Annotated in this window: 13 protein-coding genes, 1 tRNA gene and 2 pseudogenes; 7 read left to right on the top strand and 9 right to left on the bottom strand. The window is 65.1% G+C overall.

Translation table 11 applies throughout. The annotated features are described in order from the left end of the window. Positions 1–84: 84 nt before the first annotated feature. The 5 genes from QZ613_RS05870 to QZ613_RS05850 form a co-directional block, all read right to left on the bottom strand. Positions 85–315, bottom strand: coding sequence for a hypothetical protein (locus QZ613_RS05870; protein WP_291902575.1), 231 nt, complete (start codon positions 313–315; stop codon positions 85–87). Next, positions 312–509: a helix-turn-helix domain-containing protein gene (locus QZ613_RS05865; protein ID WP_291902486.1), complete on the bottom strand. Its 198-nt coding sequence runs from the start codon at positions 507–509 to the stop codon at positions 312–314. The genes QZ613_RS05870 and QZ613_RS05865 overlap by 4 nt, the downstream gene beginning before the upstream one ends. Positions 510–568: 59 nt before the next feature. Then, positions 569–2245 carry an arylsulfatase gene (locus QZ613_RS05860; RefSeq protein ID WP_291902489.1) on the bottom strand — a complete coding sequence of 559 codons (1677 nt, stop codon included), beginning with the start codon at positions 2243–2245 and terminating at the stop codon, positions 569–571. 47 nt (positions 2246–2292) lie between these two features. Continuing rightward, positions 2293–3342, bottom strand: a complete 1050-nt coding sequence (locus QZ613_RS05855) for an HAD family hydrolase (RefSeq protein WP_291902492.1) — start codon at positions 3340–3342, stop codon at positions 2293–2295. Between the two features lie 328 nt (positions 3343–3670). Next, the gene (locus tag QZ613_RS05850) at positions 3671–4006 is read right to left on the bottom strand and encodes a cytochrome c (protein WP_291902493.1); all 336 of its coding nucleotides are present in this window, start codon (positions 4004–4006) and stop codon (positions 3671–3673) included. Between the two features lie 259 nt (positions 4007–4265). On the opposite strand from QZ613_RS05850, the pseudogene QZ613_RS21090 reads away from it, so the two are divergent. Together QZ613_RS21090 and QZ613_RS05835 are read left to right on the top strand one after the other, a co-directional pair. Further along, positions 4266–5019 (top strand): annotated as a pseudogene (locus tag QZ613_RS21090) (SDR family NAD(P)-dependent oxidoreductase). A 37-nt stretch (positions 5020–5056) separates the two neighbouring features. Then, the gene (locus QZ613_RS05835; protein ID WP_291902499.1) at positions 5057–5878 is read left to right on the top strand and encodes a pyruvate, water dikinase regulatory protein; all 822 of its coding nucleotides are present in this window, start codon (positions 5057–5059) and stop codon (positions 5876–5878) included. Between the two features lie 28 nt (positions 5879–5906). Here the strand turns inward: QZ613_RS05835 and QZ613_RS05830 are convergent, their stop codons facing one another. Beyond that, a complete protein-coding gene (locus tag QZ613_RS05830) occupies positions 5907–6239 on the bottom strand; it encodes a c-type cytochrome (RefSeq protein ID WP_043568839.1) in 333 nt (110 codons plus the stop codon). 108 nt (positions 6240–6347) lie between these two features. Next, positions 6348–8019 (bottom strand): annotated as a pseudogene (locus QZ613_RS05825) (cytochrome D1 domain-containing protein). Between the two features lie 207 nt (positions 8020–8226). Here QZ613_RS05825 and cobA point away from each other — a divergent pair. Further along, positions 8227–9009 (top strand): uroporphyrinogen-III C-methyltransferase, encoded by a 783-nt coding sequence (gene cobA, locus QZ613_RS05820; protein ID WP_363319471.1) that lies wholly within the window; start codon positions 8227–8229, stop codon positions 9007–9009. A 21-nt stretch (positions 9010–9030) separates the two neighbouring features. On the opposite strand, the gene QZ613_RS05815 is transcribed toward cobA, so the two are convergent. Continuing rightward, the gene (locus tag QZ613_RS05815) at positions 9031–9933 is read right to left on the bottom strand and encodes a 1,4-dihydroxy-2-naphthoate polyprenyltransferase (protein WP_291863872.1); all 903 of its coding nucleotides are present in this window, start codon (positions 9931–9933) and stop codon (positions 9031–9033) included. Positions 9934–10085: 152 nt separating this feature from the next. Then, positions 10086–10172 (bottom strand) — tRNA-Leu (locus tag QZ613_RS05810). Between the two features lie 148 nt (positions 10173–10320). Between QZ613_RS05810 and queA the strand changes: the two genes are divergently transcribed. The 4 genes from queA to QZ613_RS05790 all read left to right on the top strand — a co-directional run bounded on the left by queA (position 10321) and on the right by QZ613_RS05790 (position 16746). Then, the gene (gene queA / locus QZ613_RS05805; protein ID WP_291863874.1) at positions 10321–11382 is read left to right on the top strand and encodes a tRNA preQ1(34) S-adenosylmethionine ribosyltransferase-isomerase QueA; all 1062 of its coding nucleotides are present in this window, start codon (positions 10321–10323) and stop codon (positions 11380–11382) included. A gap of 43 nt (positions 11383–11425) precedes the next feature. Then, positions 11426–15628, top strand: coding sequence for a DEAD/DEAH box helicase (locus tag QZ613_RS05800; protein WP_291863876.1), 4203 nt, complete (start codon positions 11426–11428; stop codon positions 15626–15628). Positions 15629–15843: 215 nt separating this feature from the next. Further along, positions 15844–16212, top strand: a complete 369-nt coding sequence (locus QZ613_RS05795) for a DUF2934 domain-containing protein (protein WP_291863878.1) — start codon at positions 15844–15846, stop codon at positions 16210–16212. 60 nt (positions 16213–16272) lie between these two features. Further along, on the top strand, positions 16273–16746 hold the full coding sequence (locus QZ613_RS05790; RefSeq protein WP_291863880.1) for a carbohydrate-binding protein: 474 nt from the start codon (positions 16273–16275) through the stop codon (positions 16744–16746). Positions 16747–16763: the final 17 nt, after the last annotated feature.

Genomic DNA, 16763 nt, shown 5'->3' with positions numbered 1-16763 from the left:
GCGGCAGTGCCGCCCTGCTCCCGCTGGCGCCGACAGGCGCCGCGCAAGGCGCTCGTGGCCAGCTGAACAGGCGAGCGTAGCGCCTCATCCGACACGAAGACCGTGTCGAGTTGCACGCAGGATGGGAGCCAGGAATTCCAGCGCCGACAGGGTTGCGAGCGGCTGCCCGGCGTGCTGAAAGTCGCGCCGGAAATACAGCGCCACAGCAGTGTCCACGTGATGGCGAGGATTCGGCGACGCGAGGACGCTGGTGAAGACGCCGCGGCGCAGTCGCTCGCCGGTGATTTCGCGGAAGAATCGCTCGACCATGTTCAACGAGGAGGCCGAGGTGGAGGTGCGCCGCGCGGCAGGTCGCGCTCGATTCCCGCCAGTCGCGACTGCGCGTGACGCCCCCGCCAACGCGAAACCTGTACGCGGCCAATCCCCAACGCATCCGCGACCTCCTCGTTTCGCAACCCCTCCGCGGCCAGCGGCACGATCTTCGCGGCGACCCAAATCTGGATCTCCATCTGCAGGCGACGCAGAGTGGCAAAGTCAAATCCAAATAGGGTCGCTCAAGAATGCAACACTAGTTCCCCGTCGGCAGCGTCAGGTTGAAGCCTTCCTTCTGCAGCTGATCGCGGACCCACTGGAAGCGCTGGTAGTTCGACAGCGTGATCGGCCCGGTGTAAACCTCGCTCTGCAGCTTGCGCGGCGGGTATTGCACGTAGGTCTTCATGAGTTTGCGCACTTCCTCGTTGATCGTCACCAGGGTCCAGGTGCGCTCGGTGTAGTTGTTCATGAAGATGTCGTAGCGTTCCTGCGGATCCTGCCACAGGTCGAAGATCTGCGGCACCGTCGCAACATACTTCTCCGCGCCCTTCCAGCCGAGGTTGCTGTCCACCGCCAGGCCGCCGGTGGCCTGGCCGTCATCACCGCGCAGGTTGAACACCGCCTTGTAGTTGCCCACGCGCGCTGCACCCGGGCTCAGCTCGTTCTCGGTGAAGTAGAACCAGGACTTGCGCTGCGACTTGCCGGTACCGAACAGCACCGGCGACATGTCGATGCTGTCGAAGACGATCGGCTTGCCCTCGCGGTCGTTCTTCGGCAACTCGACGCCACCGACCTTGGCGAAGGTGGCCATCAGGTCGAGGCCGCCGACGATGTCGTGGTTGCGCGCGCCGCCCTTGATCTTGCCGGGCATGATGACGATCGCCGGCACGCGGTTGCCGCCTTCGCGCACCGTTCCCTTGGTGCCGCGGAAGGGGGTGTAGCCGGCGTCTGGATAAACGTCCTGCCAGGCGCCGTTGTCGGTCGTGTAGACGACGAGCGTGTCCTGGTCCAGGCCAAGCGCGCGCAGCTTGTCCATGATGCGGCCGATGCGTGCGTCGAGCTCAACGACGGAGTCGGCGTACTTGCTCTTTGACAGCGACTTGTGCTCGAACTCCGGCGCCGGCATGTTCGGCTGGTGCACCTTCATGAAGTTCACATTGATGAAGAACGGCTTGCTCCTGTCCTTGGCCGCGTCGTCCAGGAACTCGATCGCCGCCTTCTCGACGTAGGCGTCGAAGTACGGGATACCGACCACGCCATTCGGGTAGTTGACGCCGTGCAGCGTGACGTTCTGCCCCGGTTTGTCCACGTACTGGCCGTTGATCTTGAAGTCCTCCTTGGCCTTCTCGCCGGCCTTGCCCGACAGCGAGCCGATCGTCACCTTCTGGAACATCGCCCGCAGTTCCGGATCCATGTCGGGGAACCAGGTCGGGTCGGCGTAGGTGTAGGCGTTCAGGTGGTACAGGCCGACGTACTTCATCTCGTCGTAGCCCTGCGCGTTCGGCAGCGCGTAGTCGGCTTCGCCGAGATGCCATTTGCCGGTGAAGTACGTCTTGTAGCCGCCCTGCTTCAACACCGAGGCCAGCGTCCACTCGGCCGCCGGCAGCCCGCCGCCCTGGCCCTGGAAGGCGACGGTGGTCATGCCGCTGCGGTTGGGGATGCGGCCGGTCTGCATCGCGGCACGGCCCGGTGTGCAGCTCGGCTGCGCGTAGAACGAGAAGAAGGTCATCCCCTCGTTTGCCATGCGGTCGATGTTGGGTGTGGGCATGCCGCGTCCCTCGCCGCCGCCGTAGGGGCCTAGGTCGCCGTAGCCGGTATCGTCGGAGACGATAAAGAGGATGTTGGGCTTCGCCTGGGCGGCGGCAAGGACGGGCGCGATTGCCAACAGGAATGTCGCCAGCACGGTGGCCAGGAAGGATCTGCTCTTGTTCATGGGATCAGTCTCCAAGGTCATGGTGGATCGTTAGAGGGCCTACGATTCTATTTCTTGGCCGGGTTCTTCGTCTCTGGCTGGAAAGAGAAAACCCGCTGCCAGTCGTTCTTCATGCTGATGACGATCCAGCCCTTCTGCTTGGCTTCGTCCATCGTCGACTGCGAGAAGGTGCCGAACTTGGTGGCGGGCAAGCCGTTGGCAGGGCCGTAGGCGTATTCGCGTTCGGCGTCGTCGTGCAGCACGAGCATCATCAGCCGCGCGCCCTTGCCGGCGCCGGTCCATTCGAGCATCTCGCGGTCGCCGTCGGAATTGCCGAAGGCCGCGACCGGTCGCCTGCCGATGAACGTATTGATGCCGATCGGCTTGCCGGTCTTGTCGTCGATGAAGTTGATCTCGGGCAGGCGCGTCAGCACCGGCTTGCCTTCCTGCATCTCGTACCTGGTCTTGATGCTCGAACCGATGACCTGCTCGGGCGGGATCCCGTAGACCGCTTCGGTCATCGGCCGCATGAACTCGATACCGCCACCGGATACGATATAGGTCTTGAAACCGTTGGCTCGCAGGTAGGCCAGCAGTTCGAGCATCGGCTGGAACGTCAGTTCGGTATAGGGCTTCTTGAAACGCGGATGGCGCGCCTTCTTGAACCAGTCGCTCACGATTGCCTCGAACTCGGCTGTGCTCATGCCGGCGTGCGAGGCCATGACCAATTCGAGCAGCCCTTTTTCGCCTCCCGCCGCCAGCGCTTCGAGGTCATTGTCGAGCACCGCCTTGAAGGGCTGCTGCGTCGTCCACTCCGGGTGCTGCGGTGCGAGTTCCCTGATCCGGTCCAGTGCGAAGGCGAGCTGGGTATACATCGGGTGCTCCGTCCACAGCGTGCCGTCGTTGTCGAAGGTGGCGATGCGCTCGGCGGACGGTACGAATCCGGCGCTCGCCCTGTCGGTGGCCGTTTGCACGAACTTGACGATCGCCTGCCTGGCCGGCCCCTCGCGCCAGGAAGGCAGAGGATCGGTGGTGGCCGCGGCTGCCAGGGTCGTCAATGCAAGGTGGCCAGCCAATGCCAGCAGGGCCACGAGAAAATTGCGTAGGCGGGTCTTCATTGCAGCTTCTCCCTGGTCATCCAGTCGTTTTCAGCACATGCGCGCGTCGCTTGGTTCTTCTGGCGCGAAGAAAATAGCACAAGCCTTTGCGCCACGGCAACCGCGTAACACGTCGTTCACGCGCCCGGAAGTGTTCTTCTGACTGGGTTGCCGCGTCGGCTTCGCCGCCTCGCAATGACGGTGGCAGGGGAATGCTTGGCCGGACTTGGCGACGCGGGCAGCGGTATTAGCCGGGCGAACTCCAGCCACCCTACGCTGCGACGCTGCTGTCCGCGTCGCCGGAAGTCTCATCAAGAACCCAGCCCTACGCTGGCGAGCTTCCCGGCCGCTACTCCTCGGGAAACCCGAGCAGCAATTGCTGCACGATCCACGCCGCCTCGGCTTCGCTGAGAAAGCGGTGCCACGGCGGCATCGGCGTCCCCGGGCGGCCACCGTAAATCGTCGCCACCAGCGAGTCAGCCGGCCGCTCGCGCAATGCCGCGGGCGTCAGGGCCGGCCCGAGGCCCCCTTGCAGGGTCATGCCGTGGCAGGAACCGCAGTCCTGACGAACCAGGTGCACGAGCTGCTTCTGGCGTTCGGGCGTTGGCGCCGGTGGCGCGGAAGCCGTCTCGGCGAAGGCGGAGGCCGAAGCAAGCGCAAGGGCGAGAAGAGGAAGGATTGGCATCGTGCGGCGGGAGTCGGTAAGGTTCGGGTCAATGGCAGCGCGGCTCACCCTTTTCGCGAGAACTTTGAAAAGGCGGGGAGCGGGCATTTTATCCGAAGATTGCAGTCGGCAGCGGCGCAAGCGGGGCGCAGGACAACAAGCGCTGGCAAGTGCTCCGGCACGGCAATCGCCGTTTGCGCACCCGCCGCCCACGCCCCATAATGCGCGCTTGCGCCGTCGGCTGATGGCGGCGGTAAGTGGCAACAGCGGGAGACAGGCAATGGATCTTTGGGCGTGCCCGGCGGTGGTCACCGGGGCAGCATCGGGTTTGGGTGCGGAAACGGCGCGTTATCTCGCCGAGGCGGGAGCCAAGGTGACGGTGATCGATATCGACGCTGTCGGCGTGCAGAAGGTTGCCGACGAGATCGGCGGCCTGGCGATCCCCTGCGACGTCGCCAATTCGCTCTCGGCGGAGAACGCGCTGGCAACGGCGCGCGACGCACACGGCGCGGCGCGCGTGCTGGTGCATTGCGTCGGCCGCGGCCACTCGGAACCGACGATTGGCCCCGACGGCCCGATGCCGCTGGAAGACTTTCCGCCAGCTCGTCGAAGTCAACCTGATCTCGACCTTCAACATGATGCGCCTCGCCGCCGCCGACATGGCGCGCCTGCAGCCGCGCTCCAACGGCGAGCGCGGCGTCATCCTATCCACCGCTTCGGTCGCCGCCTACGACGGACAGAGCGGCGAAGCGGCTTATTCGGCGTCCAAGGGCGGCGTCGTCAGCATGATCCTGCCGGCGGCGCGCGAACTCGGCCCGCTGGGCATTCGCGTCGTCGGCATCGCGCCCGGGCTGTTCGGAACGCCGACGCTGTTCGCCATGGAAAAGAACCTCGATTCGCGGCTGGCCCACCAGATCCCGTTTCCGCATCGTTTCGGCGATCCGGCCGAGTTCGCCATGTTGGTCCTGCACGTACTCAAGAACGTGATGATCAACGGCACCGTGCTGCGCCTCGACGGCGGGCACCACCGCTGAGGATCGGCCACGCCGCTACCGTCAGCAAAGGATGGCTGTGAGCAAGACTCTCGTACTGCACCTGGTCTCGCATGCTTCCGGCGAACTCGTCGAGTTGCTGGCGCGTAACGCCATCGTCCAGCTCGAGGGGCTGGAGGTCGAGCGCCGACTGTGGAAGATGGTCCGCCACCTCGGCCAGGTGCCCGAGATTCTCGGCGAGGTGGCGCAAAGGCCGGGCTACGTCCTGCACAGCATCAGCCACGCCGACGTCCGCCAGGCGCTCGAAGACGGTTGCAGCCACCTGCTCGTCCCCTGCCAGTTTGCCCTCGAACCACTGATCGCCCGTCTTGCCGAGTACTCCAGCACCGCCGTTCAAGTTCATAGCAGTTCGTCCGACGCTTTCGACGAGGACTACTACCGCCGCGTCGAGGCCATGAAATATACCCTGGCCCACGACGACGGGATTGCCAGCGACGATCTCGACGGCGCCGACGTGATCGTCGTCGGCGTCTCGCGGGCGACCAAGACGCCAACCTGCATGTACCTGGCCTCACGCGGCATCAAGGCCGCCAACGTGCCACTGGTGCCGTTCTCGCAGCCGCCGATGGGGCTGCTGACGGCAAAGGGACCACTGATCGTCGGGCTGACGGTGGACCCGACACGGCTGGCGCGCGTCCGCTCCGCACGCTTGCGGGCATGGGACAACGAAGACAGCCAGTACAACGACTTCAGCGCCCTGCGCAAGGAGGTCCAGGACGCGCGTCGCCTGTTCGTCGCGCGCAACTGGCCGGTGATCGACGTCACCCATCGCTCGATCGAGCAGGTGTCGGCAATGATCATCGATCTCCTTCGGGCACGCGCCAACGACGCCGGCTCATAGGGGACGCTGCGCGGCGGTGCGCCCGCCATCAGGAATCGGGCAGGGTCAGAATCCACTTGACCAGGATGCGGATGTTGTCCTTCCCGGCGCGCTTGTTGGACGACATGTAGTCGTTACCCCAGACGCCACCGCCCCCCGTGTAGACCTTTTCCACCAGCACTTCCTCGACTTCCGGTTTGCCGCGATAGCGTTTCGCGACATCGCGCCAGGCAGGGCCGCGTACCGTCACATCCACGTCGTGACAGCCCAGGCAACGGCTCTGGTCGGCAAGCTCGAGCATGGCCGGGTCGACTGGCGGTGGCGCCGCCAAGGCCAACTGCGAGCACATGGCAGCCGACAGGAAGAGAATGTTCACTTTCATGGTTGATTCCTTGCGGCAGTTGAGGTGCAGGGGATTATGCCGGCAATCGCGGCAAAAAAAAAACGGGGGGCACAAGCCCCCCGCTTCGGATCAGACGCTTGACAGCGATCAGTAGACGTCGTGCTGCGTGTTATAGACGTTGAACTTGCCGGTCGGCGTGACCAGACGCTTGTCCTTGATCACTTTCTTGACCGTACGCGTCTTGTCATCGACGACGACGATCGCCGACGGCTCGGTCTTGTTGCCGGTCCAGACGGAGAACCAGATTTCGTCGCCTTTTTCGTTGTACTCGCCATGCACCACGCGCTGCAGACCCTTTGTCTTGCCAAGATCGGCAGCGGCGGCCAGGTTGATCACCTGCGACTTGGCGGCAGGATCACCCAGTTCGTCGATAGTTATAGACGGTGACCGAACCGGCCAGCTCGGGATCGGGGTTCAGAGGTGCGTCGGCCCACAGGTTCTTGGACTTCGGATGCGTCTTCACGAACAGCGAGTTGGCACCATGGTTCTTGAGTTCCTGAACGACTTTCCACGCCTGTTCCGGATGGCCTTTTGGATCCGTACCGATCAGGGTGATCACGTCGGCACCAAGGTGCGACGTTGCCCAGACCGGACCGTACTTCGGATGCGTGAAGTTGGCGCCACGACCCGGGTGCGGGATCTTGGCGGTATCCACCAGCGCGGTCAGCTTGCCATCCTTGGTGTCGACCACGGCAACCTTGTTCGACGCGTTGGCCGCAACGAGGAAGTAGCGCTTGGTCGAGTCCCAGCCACCGTCGTGCAGGAACTTGGCCGAGTTGATGGTGACTTCCTTGAGGTTGGCGATGTCGGAGTAGTCAACCAGCTTGATCATGCCGGTTTCCTTGATGTTGATCACCCACTCCGGCTTGTCGTGCGAGGAGACGATCGAAGCCACCCGCGGTTCCGGATGGTACTCACCATCAACGGTGACGCCGCGCGTCGAGATCAGCTTCAGAGGCTCGAGCGTTTCGCCATCGAGAATCGCGTACTGCGGCGGCCAATAGGCGCCGACGACAGCGTACTTGTCCTCGTAACCCTTGTACTTCGAGGTGTCGACCGAACGCGCTTCGTAGCCGGCCTTCATCGTGGCAACGATTTTCGGCGTCTCGTACCACATGTCGATCAGGTCGTAGCGACCGTCGCGACCAATGACGTGAACATAGCGCCCGGAAGCCGAAATACGCGAAATGTGAACCGCGTAGCCGGTCTTCACGATACCCCAGATGTCCTTGGTGTCACCGTCGATCAGGGCCACTTCGCCGGAGTCACGCAGGGTGACTGCGAAGACGTTCTGGAGGTTGACCTTGTTCATCTGCTTGGTCGGACGCTCGGCGACCGGCACGACCAGCTTCCAGCTCTCCTTCATGTCCTTCATGCCCCATTCCGGCGGCACGTCGGCCGGCATCTGGACATATTTGGCCATGTCGGCGAGTTCCTTCTTCGACAGGATGTCGTCGAAGTTGGGCATGCCGCCCTCCGTACCGTAGGCCATGATCTTTTCAAGGCGCGAGGAACCGAGCTTGGTGGTGTTCTGCGGCTCGAGATTCTTGCCGGTCGCGCCCTTGCGCAGCATGCCATGGCAGCCGGCGCAACGTTCGAAATAGGTCTTTCCGGAAGCCGCTTTGGCCTCGGCGGACAGCGTCGCCGAATCGGCTGCCGGCGCTGGCGCAGCGGCCTTTTCGGCCTTCGCCGCGAAGGCCACATTCATGGCCAACGGCAGTGCTGCCAGCATCAATACGTTACGAATTACCTTCTGCATGCTCTTTTCTCTCCTCTTGAAGTTTCTCGACTGTCGCCCGGGTCACATCCGTGTCAGACTCGGCGCAGGATGACACGCCTGCACGGGTCCCTTCCTTGACCTCCATCAAATATGATCGGTGCGAGAAAGCATATCGTCGCGTCCGAGTTGGAAAATAGCGCAACGGGCGTTTATGCTTGCACCTCAGCAAAAAACCGGAAAAAAGGAATGATTCAAACGCCCTCGTCCCCGCCTGTCGGAACCGTCTATATCGTCGGCAGCGGGCCCGGTGACCTCGACCTTCTCACCCTGCGTGCAGCGCGTCTGGTCGGCGAAGCGGACGCCATCGTCTACGATCATCTGATCGCCGAAGGGGTCCTCGAACTGGCTCGTGCAGACGCCGAGCAGATCTACGTCGGCAAGAAAAGCTCCAATCACACCGTGCCGCAGGAGCAACTCAATCAACTTCTGGTTCGTCTGGCGCGTGCCGGCAAGAAAGTCGTTCGCCTGAAGGGCGGCGACCCCTTCATTTTCGGGCGCGGCGGCGAAGAGATCGAGACCCTCGTCGAGTCGGGGATCCCTTTCGAGGTCGTTCCGGGAGTGACCGCCGCCGCCGGCTGCGCCGCCTACGCCGGCATTCCGCTGACGCATCGCGATCATGCGCAGGCGGTGGCCTTCGCGACGGGTCATCTCAAGGACGGCACGATCAATCTCGACTGGCCGGCCTTGGCCCGTCCGAAGCTGACCGTCGTCTTCTACATGGGTGTCGGCGGGATCGCCGAGATCTGCCGCCAGATGATCGCCCACGGCCTGCCGGCCAGCCATCCGGCGGCGGTCGTGCAACATGGTACGACGCGCCGGCAACGGGTGTTGACCGCCGATCTGGCAACCCTGCCCGAACGCGTACACGCTGCCGGCATCGCTTCGCCGGCGCTGATCATCGTTGGCACCGTCGTTCGCCTGCAGGAGAAGCTGACCTGGTTCAAGCCGCCGCCAGGCAGCCCGATCTGAGCGCGCCGTCCGCAGCCCCGCTCAGACGACCATCGCCAACGCCAGGAGAAGCGCGTAAACGAGCTGCAACCTGGCCGTGCTGGCCAGCAATTCGTTGAAGAGCGGACCCGCGGGCTCACGCCGGAAGCGCTGCAGCAGTCGCAACGCTGGCAGCAGTACCAGCAGCGGCAGTGCCAGCCATGGCCCGCGCCCGGCCAGCGTCGCCAGCAACGGCAAGAGGAGGAGCGGCAGCAGCAGTTCCAGCGCATAGACCCATTGCGTGGCTCGCCGGCCGACCACCACCGCCAGAGTCCGCTTGCCGGCCCGGGCGTCGGTCTCCAGATCGCGGTAATTGTTGACCGTGATCACCGCCGCAGCGAACAGCCCGAGCATCGCCCCGGCCAGCAGCGCGGCCGGGCTTATCGACAGCGTCTGCAGGTAGTAGCTGCCGCCAACCGCGGCCAGACCGAAGAAGAGCACGACGAACAATTCGCCCAGCGGCGTGTAGGCAAGTGGCCATGGGCCACCGGTGTAAGCCCAGCCGGCGAGCAGCGACGCCAAGCCGATGGCGACGATCGGCCAGCCGCCGTGGTAGACGAGAAAGATTCCGAAGTTGAACGCCAGGGCGAACGCAAGCCACGCCGCGCGGCGTACGGCGGTAGCCGGCAGCCAGCCCATTGCCGTGACCCGCGGCGGTCCGAGGCGATCGGGCGTGTCCGTGCCGCGCTCGAAATCGCCAACGTCGTTGTGCAGATTGGTGCCGATCTGGATGAGCAGCGCGGCGAGCAGGGCAACCAGCGCCGGCTGCCAGAGCAGCCAACCGGTCTGCGACCAGGCGACAGCATGGCCAACGATCAGCGGAGCGACCGAAACGGTCAGTGTCTTGGGTCGGATGGCAAGCCACCAGGCGCCAAGAGGCGATGGCGGCGCGACAGGTTCAGCCATTGCGGGGAGTCATCGGAGGTCGTTGGATCCTGAGGCCGGGGGCTTTTGCGCGCCCTCTGGGCAGCGCCTGAATGCCGGTCTCGGGCAGCGCCGGGGCGGCGTGCTATGATGCGCAGCTTTGCCGGCCGGGAGTGTGACTGGGTGCAACTGATTGGTGCCGAGAGGGGGAATCGAACCCCCACGATGTCACCATCGGCGGATTTTGAGTCCGCTGCGTCTACCGATTCCGCCATCTCGGCCTCGGCCGCGAAGTTCGCGGGCCAGAAGAGCTGCGAATTATCGCTGATTCTCCGGCCGTCGACAAGCCGCAGGAGGGCAGCTCGACAATGGCGCACTTGCCCCGCCACCCCTCGAGCGCTCACCTTTGGCCAGCCACCTTAGCCCGCTATGCTCACCCTAGATGACTTTGACTTCGACCTGCCGGGCGAGTTGATCGCCCAGCACCCGACGGGCGAACGCACCGCCAGCCGGCTGCTGCAGGTTAAGGGCAGCGCGCTCGCCGATCAGCGCTTCAGCGCCCTCCCCGGTTTGCTGGCTGCCGGCGATCTGCTGGTGTTCAACGATACGCGCGTGATCCGGGCCCGCCTCCTGGGCCGCAAGGAAAGCGGCGGCCAGATCGAGGTGCTGATCGAGCGCATCGTCGATTCCCGTCACGCGGTGGCGCAGATTCGCGCCAGCAAGTCGCCGAAAGCCGGTAGCCGGATCGTTCTCGAAGAGGCCATCTGCCTGATCGTCGAAGGCCGTAGCGGCGAACACGGTGAGTTCTTCGCGCTGCAACTGGCCGATGACAGCGCAGAGCGCGGGGCAGACGAAGGCGACCTGTGGACGCTGATCGAACGACACGGCCGGTTGCCGCTGCCGCCGTACATCACGCACCCCGCCGGCGTCGACGACGAGGCTCGCTATCAGACGGTTTTCGCGCGCCACCCTGGCGCCGTCGCGGCGCCGACAGCCGGCCTGCATTTCGACGATGCGCTGCTCGCCCAAATCGCACAATGTGGCGTCGAAGTGGCGTGGTTGACGCTGCACGTCGGCGCCGGCACCTTCCAGCCGGTGCGCGTGCATCACGTCGCCGAACACCGCATGCACGCCGAGCGCTTCGCGATTCCCCAGGCCACGATTGCCGCCATTGCGCGCACCCGCGCCCGCGGCGGCAAGATCGTCGCCGTCGGAACGACCAGCCTGCGCGCACTTGAAGCTGCCGCGCAGCGCGGGGAACTGCGCGCCGGCCCCGCCGAGACCGATATTTTCATCACCCCCGGCTACGAGTTCCGTGTCGTTGACCGGCTGATCACCAATTTCCACCTGCCAAGGTCGACGCTGCTGATGCTGGTTTCGGCGTTCGCTGGCGTCGACGCCATTCGCTGTGCGTATCGGCACGCGATTGCCGAGCGCTACCGCTTCTTCAGCTACGGCGACGCGATGCTGCTCACCCGCGGCAGCGCCTGACCGTCTCCCACAGAACAGCAGCAACCATTTCCGCAGCCACCCGATGAACAGAACTGCCCTGAACGCCCCGGCTCTAGAAATGCTCGACCGCCACGGACTGACGCCAGACCAGCACAGGGTCGCGCTGGCCAGCGCGCTGCTGTGGACTTTTCGCAGCAACACCGACCTGCACCGGGCGCTTTCGCTGAGTGGCCTGCAAAACAGCTCGGGAAAGGCCTTGACTGCCGCCGACGTCAAGGCGGCGACCCAGAAACTGCGGGAAAACGGCCTGCTGGTCGACGATCCCTCGCGGGCAGCCACGTTTCACCTCGTCGATGCGCTGCGCACCGCGCTTTACCGGCAGTTGCTGGAAAGCAGCCAGGGCGACTCGCTGCCCCGCCTGATCGCCGACGTCGACCGCTTTGACCCCACCCGATCGGCGTACTACTGGCCTACGGGGAGCATCCCGACGACCATCGCCTACGTTCGCGCCAAATTCCTCTCGGGCGCTGCCAGCGAAGAGCTGTCGCACCTGCGAAGCGTCCTGGGCCGGTCGCTGGACTGGAACGTGATCGTCGGCGAAGCCATCCTCTGGCCCTTTGACGGAGAGAGTTTCCAGCGCATCGAGCCGATCTGGCGCTCGCGGCTGGCCTATCAGGCGATCGCCAGCGTCTGCATCTTCTCTGCGCAGGCCTACCTGCCGGTCGCCGACTGGGCGGTAGAGGCCTTGGCCGACGATCGCGAGGCCTTGTCGACCGATCTGCGCCTGGTCCTCGGCGACCTGGCCATGCAACGCGGCGAAAGCGCCCTGCTGGAAGCCGCGCTGGAGGGACTCGACGACGGATTGAGCGCCGCGATTCGTGCCGCCAGGCTGGTCATCGACGGGCAGTGGGGTGCCGGGCAGGCGGCATTCGAAGCGGCGCTCAAGCAGTGCAAGAGCGAGCTCGGCGGTGCTGGCAAACACCTGCTGCCGGACAGCGTGGCCTGGTTCTATCCGCTGTCACTTCTGGCGCAGGCGACGCCCCGGCACCTCGAACTGGCGCGCAAGTTCTGCGTCGCGGAGTCCGGCAAGCGGGCGCCCAGCCCTTACGCCGGCTGGGGACGCTGGGTGCATGCGATCGACGTTCGCCTCGGCAAGGCGCCGCTCGAACGAGCCGCTTTCCGGCCCACGCGCGACGTCGAGGCGCGCTGGGTGCTCGACTCCCTGTGGGCAGTGCTGCTCGCCGCCTGGCTGGGTCGCGAAACGATCGCCGAAAGGAATCCGCAAACGGTAGCGGAGCAGTGGCGGGCATCGATCGACCTCCTGCGCCAGGACCTTGACAGTTGCCGACTAAGAACGCTGACCCACATCCTCGACGGCAGCCAGGCCGTGCTCGAAGGACGCGATCCGCCTGAGCGTTTTTTCATCGCCAGTGGCGGCGAGCAGTGGCAGGAAATCCTCCTCGCGCTGCAATCCCTGGGCGGCAATGCAGCGGCCAGCGGCAACGGCGAAACGACGCGCCTGCTGTGGGAACTCGAGATCGGCAGCCAGGGTGACCTGCTCGCCGTCACGCCGCTCGAACAGAAGCGCGGCCAACGCGGCTGGGGACGGCCGCGGCCGCTGAGCCTGGCGAGAATCGCCGGCAACCCGCAGCTGGCCGGCGCCGATCTGAAAGTCGCTCGCGCCGTTCGCCTCGAACACGGCTACCGCAATCGCTACCGCATCGATCTGGCAGCCGCCATCGCCGCCCTTCCCGGCCACCCGTGCATCGTCCTGCCGGGCGCGGCAGAGCAGTTCGTCGACTTGAGCGAAGCCGCTCCGGAACTCGAGCTCCTGCGCGTCGACGGGCGCTACGTGATGCGCGTCGAGCCGCCGCTGCGGGCGCCGGTCGCGGCCAATCCATACTCAGTGCCAGACGCCGACGAGCGTCGTCAAGCGGAGGCCCTGCGGCTCGTCACGCTGGTCGCGGATGGGCCACAGCGCCTGCGGCTGGTTCGTTTTTCGCCGGCCCAGCAGCAGGCTGCGCAGCTCGTTTCGGGTCGTTTTTCAGTTCCCGCCGACGCGCCGAACGCGCAGGCAGAAGTGGCCAAGACCCTGCAGGCACTGGCCACGCATTTTCACGTTCATGCCGACCCGGCACAGGCGACGCGGCAGGTGCCCAGCTACTCCCGCCTGCGCGCCGAACTCTCGCCGCTCGGGGACGACCTCTCGCTGCGCCTGCTGGTCGCACCGCTCGGTGCGGACGGTCCACGCCTGCCAGCTGCCGCCGGCAGACTGCGCCTGATGGCGGTGCGCGGCAGCGAAACGGTCGGTACCGAACGTGACCTGAAGAGCGAGCGCCAGCATCTGGAAACGGTACTCGACGCCTTGCCCTTTCTCGACAGCGGCGACGGCGGCAGCGAGTGGCTGATCACCGACCCCGAAAACGCGCTGGCGGTGGTCGAAGCACTGCCGACCCTGCCGGCAATCGCCGCGGTGGACTGGCCGAAAGGCAAGAGCGTTCGCGTGCTCACCCTCGACAGCCATCAGCTGGGCGTGAAAATAGCCCGTGAGCGCGATTGGTTCCGCGTCTCCGGGCAGGCGACTCTCGACGAAGGGCTGGTCGTACAGCTGGAAACACTGCTCAGCGCGAGCCGCGCCAGGAGCCGTTTCGTGCCCATGGGAGACGGCGTCTACGCCGCCCTGACGCGCTCGCTGAAACAGAAGCTGAACGATCTTTCCGCAGTCCTGGAAACCGACAAGGAAGGTGGCAAGGTGCCGACGATCGCCGCCGCCTGGCTCGACGAGATTCTCGACGGCAGCGAGGTCGACGCCAGCAAGGACTTTCGCCAGGCGATCGACCGCCTGCGCCAGGCGCAGGCCCTGACGCCGAAACTCCCGAGCCTGCTGCAGGCCAGCCTGCGCCCGTATCAGGAAGACGGCTACCAGTGGGCAATCCGTCTGGCAACGGCCGGTGTCGGCGGCTGCCTGGCCGACGACATGGGTCTCGGAAAGACCCTCCAGGCGCTCGCTGTGCTACTCGAACGCGCCGCTGGCGGCGCCGCGCTGGTCATCGCGCCGACCTCCGTGTGCGGCAACTGGCTGGCAGAAACACTGCGTTTCGCACCCAGCATCAACGTCCGGGTCTACAGCGAGGCGGGTGAAGGCGAACGCGAGGAACTGCTTGCCAAGGCCGGGCCACAGGACCTGCTGATCGTCTCCTACACGCTGCTGCAACTCGCCCAGGAACGCTTTTCCGGGCGTCAATGGCATACGCTGATCGCCGACGAGGCGCAGGCGATCAAGAACGCCGCCGCCAAGCGCTCGCAGGCGGTGTTCGCGCTCGACGCCGACTTTCGCCTGGCGCTGACCGGCACCCCGGTCGAAAACCGCCTGTCCGATCTGTGGTCGATCATGCGCTTCGTCAATCCCGGCCTGCTCGGCAGTCACCGCCGCTTCGACGAGCGCTTCGCCGGCCCCATCGAACGTAACCGCGACCGCGAGGCACAGCACGTCCTCAAGCGTCTGGTGGGTCCCTTCGTCCTGCGCCGCACCAAGTCCGAAGTCCTGCAGGAGCTGCCGGCGCGCACCGAACTGATTCTGACGGTGACCCCGGAAGCTGCCGAAGCCGCCCACTACGAAGCGCTGCGCCGCGAAGCGGCCAACGAGATCGACGCCAGTCTCGACAGTGCGCCGCAGGCGCAGGCACGCTTCAACATCCTCGCCCAGCTGACGCGTCTGCGTCGTGCCGCCTGCGACCCACGCCTTTGCAGCCCCGAACTCGGCATCGTCGGCGCCAAGGTGCAGGCTTTTTCAGAACTCGCCTCCGAACTGGTTTCAAATGGCCATAAAGCGCTTGTTTTCAGTCAGTTCGTCGACTTTCTTGCGATATTACGCGAATACCTGGATGGGTGCGGAATTGCTTGCCAGTACCTTGATGGCTCGACCCCCGCCGCCGAGCGAACGCGGCGCGTCGCAGCTTTTCAGGCCGGCCAGGGCGATCTCTTCCTGATCAGCCTGAAAGCCGGTGGCTTCGGGCTCAACCTGACCGCTGCCGATTACGTGGTCATTACCGACCCATGGTGGAACCCGGCCACCGAAGACCAGGCCATGGGTCGCGCGCATCGCATCGGGCAACTGCGACCGGTGACCGTCTATCGCCTGGTCAGCAAGGGTAGCGTCGAGGAGCGCATCGTCGAGCTGCACCACGAGAAACGCGCGCTTGCCGAGAGCATTCTGGACGAAGGCGAAGCCAGCGCGCTGCCGTCGACCGAGGATCTGGTCGCGCTGATTCGCGGCGCACGCTGATTTGCGACGCATACCGGTTCGCGGCGCACGCTGATACGCGGCCCATGCCGGTTCGCCGCGCATGCGGCGACCACTCGCCGAGAATAGTTATTGGCCTTGACCGGAAGCCCCGATTTTTCTATCCTGCCGGGGTACGCGCGGGGCGGCGAAGCCGCCCGGGTGCCCGCACTCTGCACCAACCACATACTGACAGCGAAAGAGAAAAGGGATAGATCATGGCTGAAGAGACGACGAACGGCACGACCACGAAGAAACCCGCCCCCAGGAAGGCGGCGACCAGCAAAGCTGCCGCAGCGCCCAAGGCAGCAACCACGGCAGCTCCGGCAACAGAAAAGCCCGCCGCGGCCGCGGTGAAAAAGGCTGCAGCGAGAAAAGCGGCGCCAACAACGGTCGCCGAGGTCAATACTGCGCCCGCCGCCGCACACGCGCCAAGCGCTGAAGAACGCTATTGCATGATTCAGTCGGCAGCGTACTTCATCGCCGAAAATGACGGATTTCAAGGTTCTTCCACCGAGTACTGGATTCAAGCCGAGCGTGAGGTTGCCGGACGACTCGCGCAAGCCGAGGCCAACGTAGCCGGCTAGCAGGTCTGGCCTGCCGGTTCCGCGTCGCGGAGCGCGGATCACTGATGAGGGATTGAGCGAATGCGCAAGCGAGTAATCTCCGATAGTCAACCGGCCGGCGCGGCGCCGACTGGCGAGTGGCTCAATCTCGAAGATCTGGCCGAGGTGGAAATCAGCTCGGAAGACGCCGCCCATCCCATCGAGTCTGCCCTGGCACCTGGCGAGGGCAGCGGCTGGCGTGCCGCAGTTCCCGGCAAACAGACCATCCGCCTGCTCTTTGCCGAACCACAAGCGCTGCGCAGGATCCACCTGTCGTTCGTCGAAACGTCGGCGCAGCGCACCCAGGAGTACGTCCTGCGCTGGTCGGCCGATGGCGGGCAGTCGTTCCGGGAAATCGTCAGGCAGCAGTGGAACTTCAGCCCGGATGGCGCCACTGGCCAGAGCGAAGACCATCGCGTCGACCTCGCCGCGGTCAAGGTCCTCGAACTGATCATTACGCCGGATATCGGTAACGGGGCTGCATTCGCTTCGCTGGCCAAGCTGCGCGTCGCCTGAGGCGCTCGCCACACCTC

It is taken from the genome of Candidatus Accumulibacter sp. ACC005 (assembly GCF_907163215.1).
Taxonomy (GTDB): domain Bacteria; phylum Pseudomonadota; class Gammaproteobacteria; order Burkholderiales; family Rhodocyclaceae; genus Accumulibacter; species Accumulibacter regalis.
The sequence above is the reverse complement of the archived record's forward strand: the minus strand, read 5'-3'. Positions and strand labels throughout refer to the sequence as shown.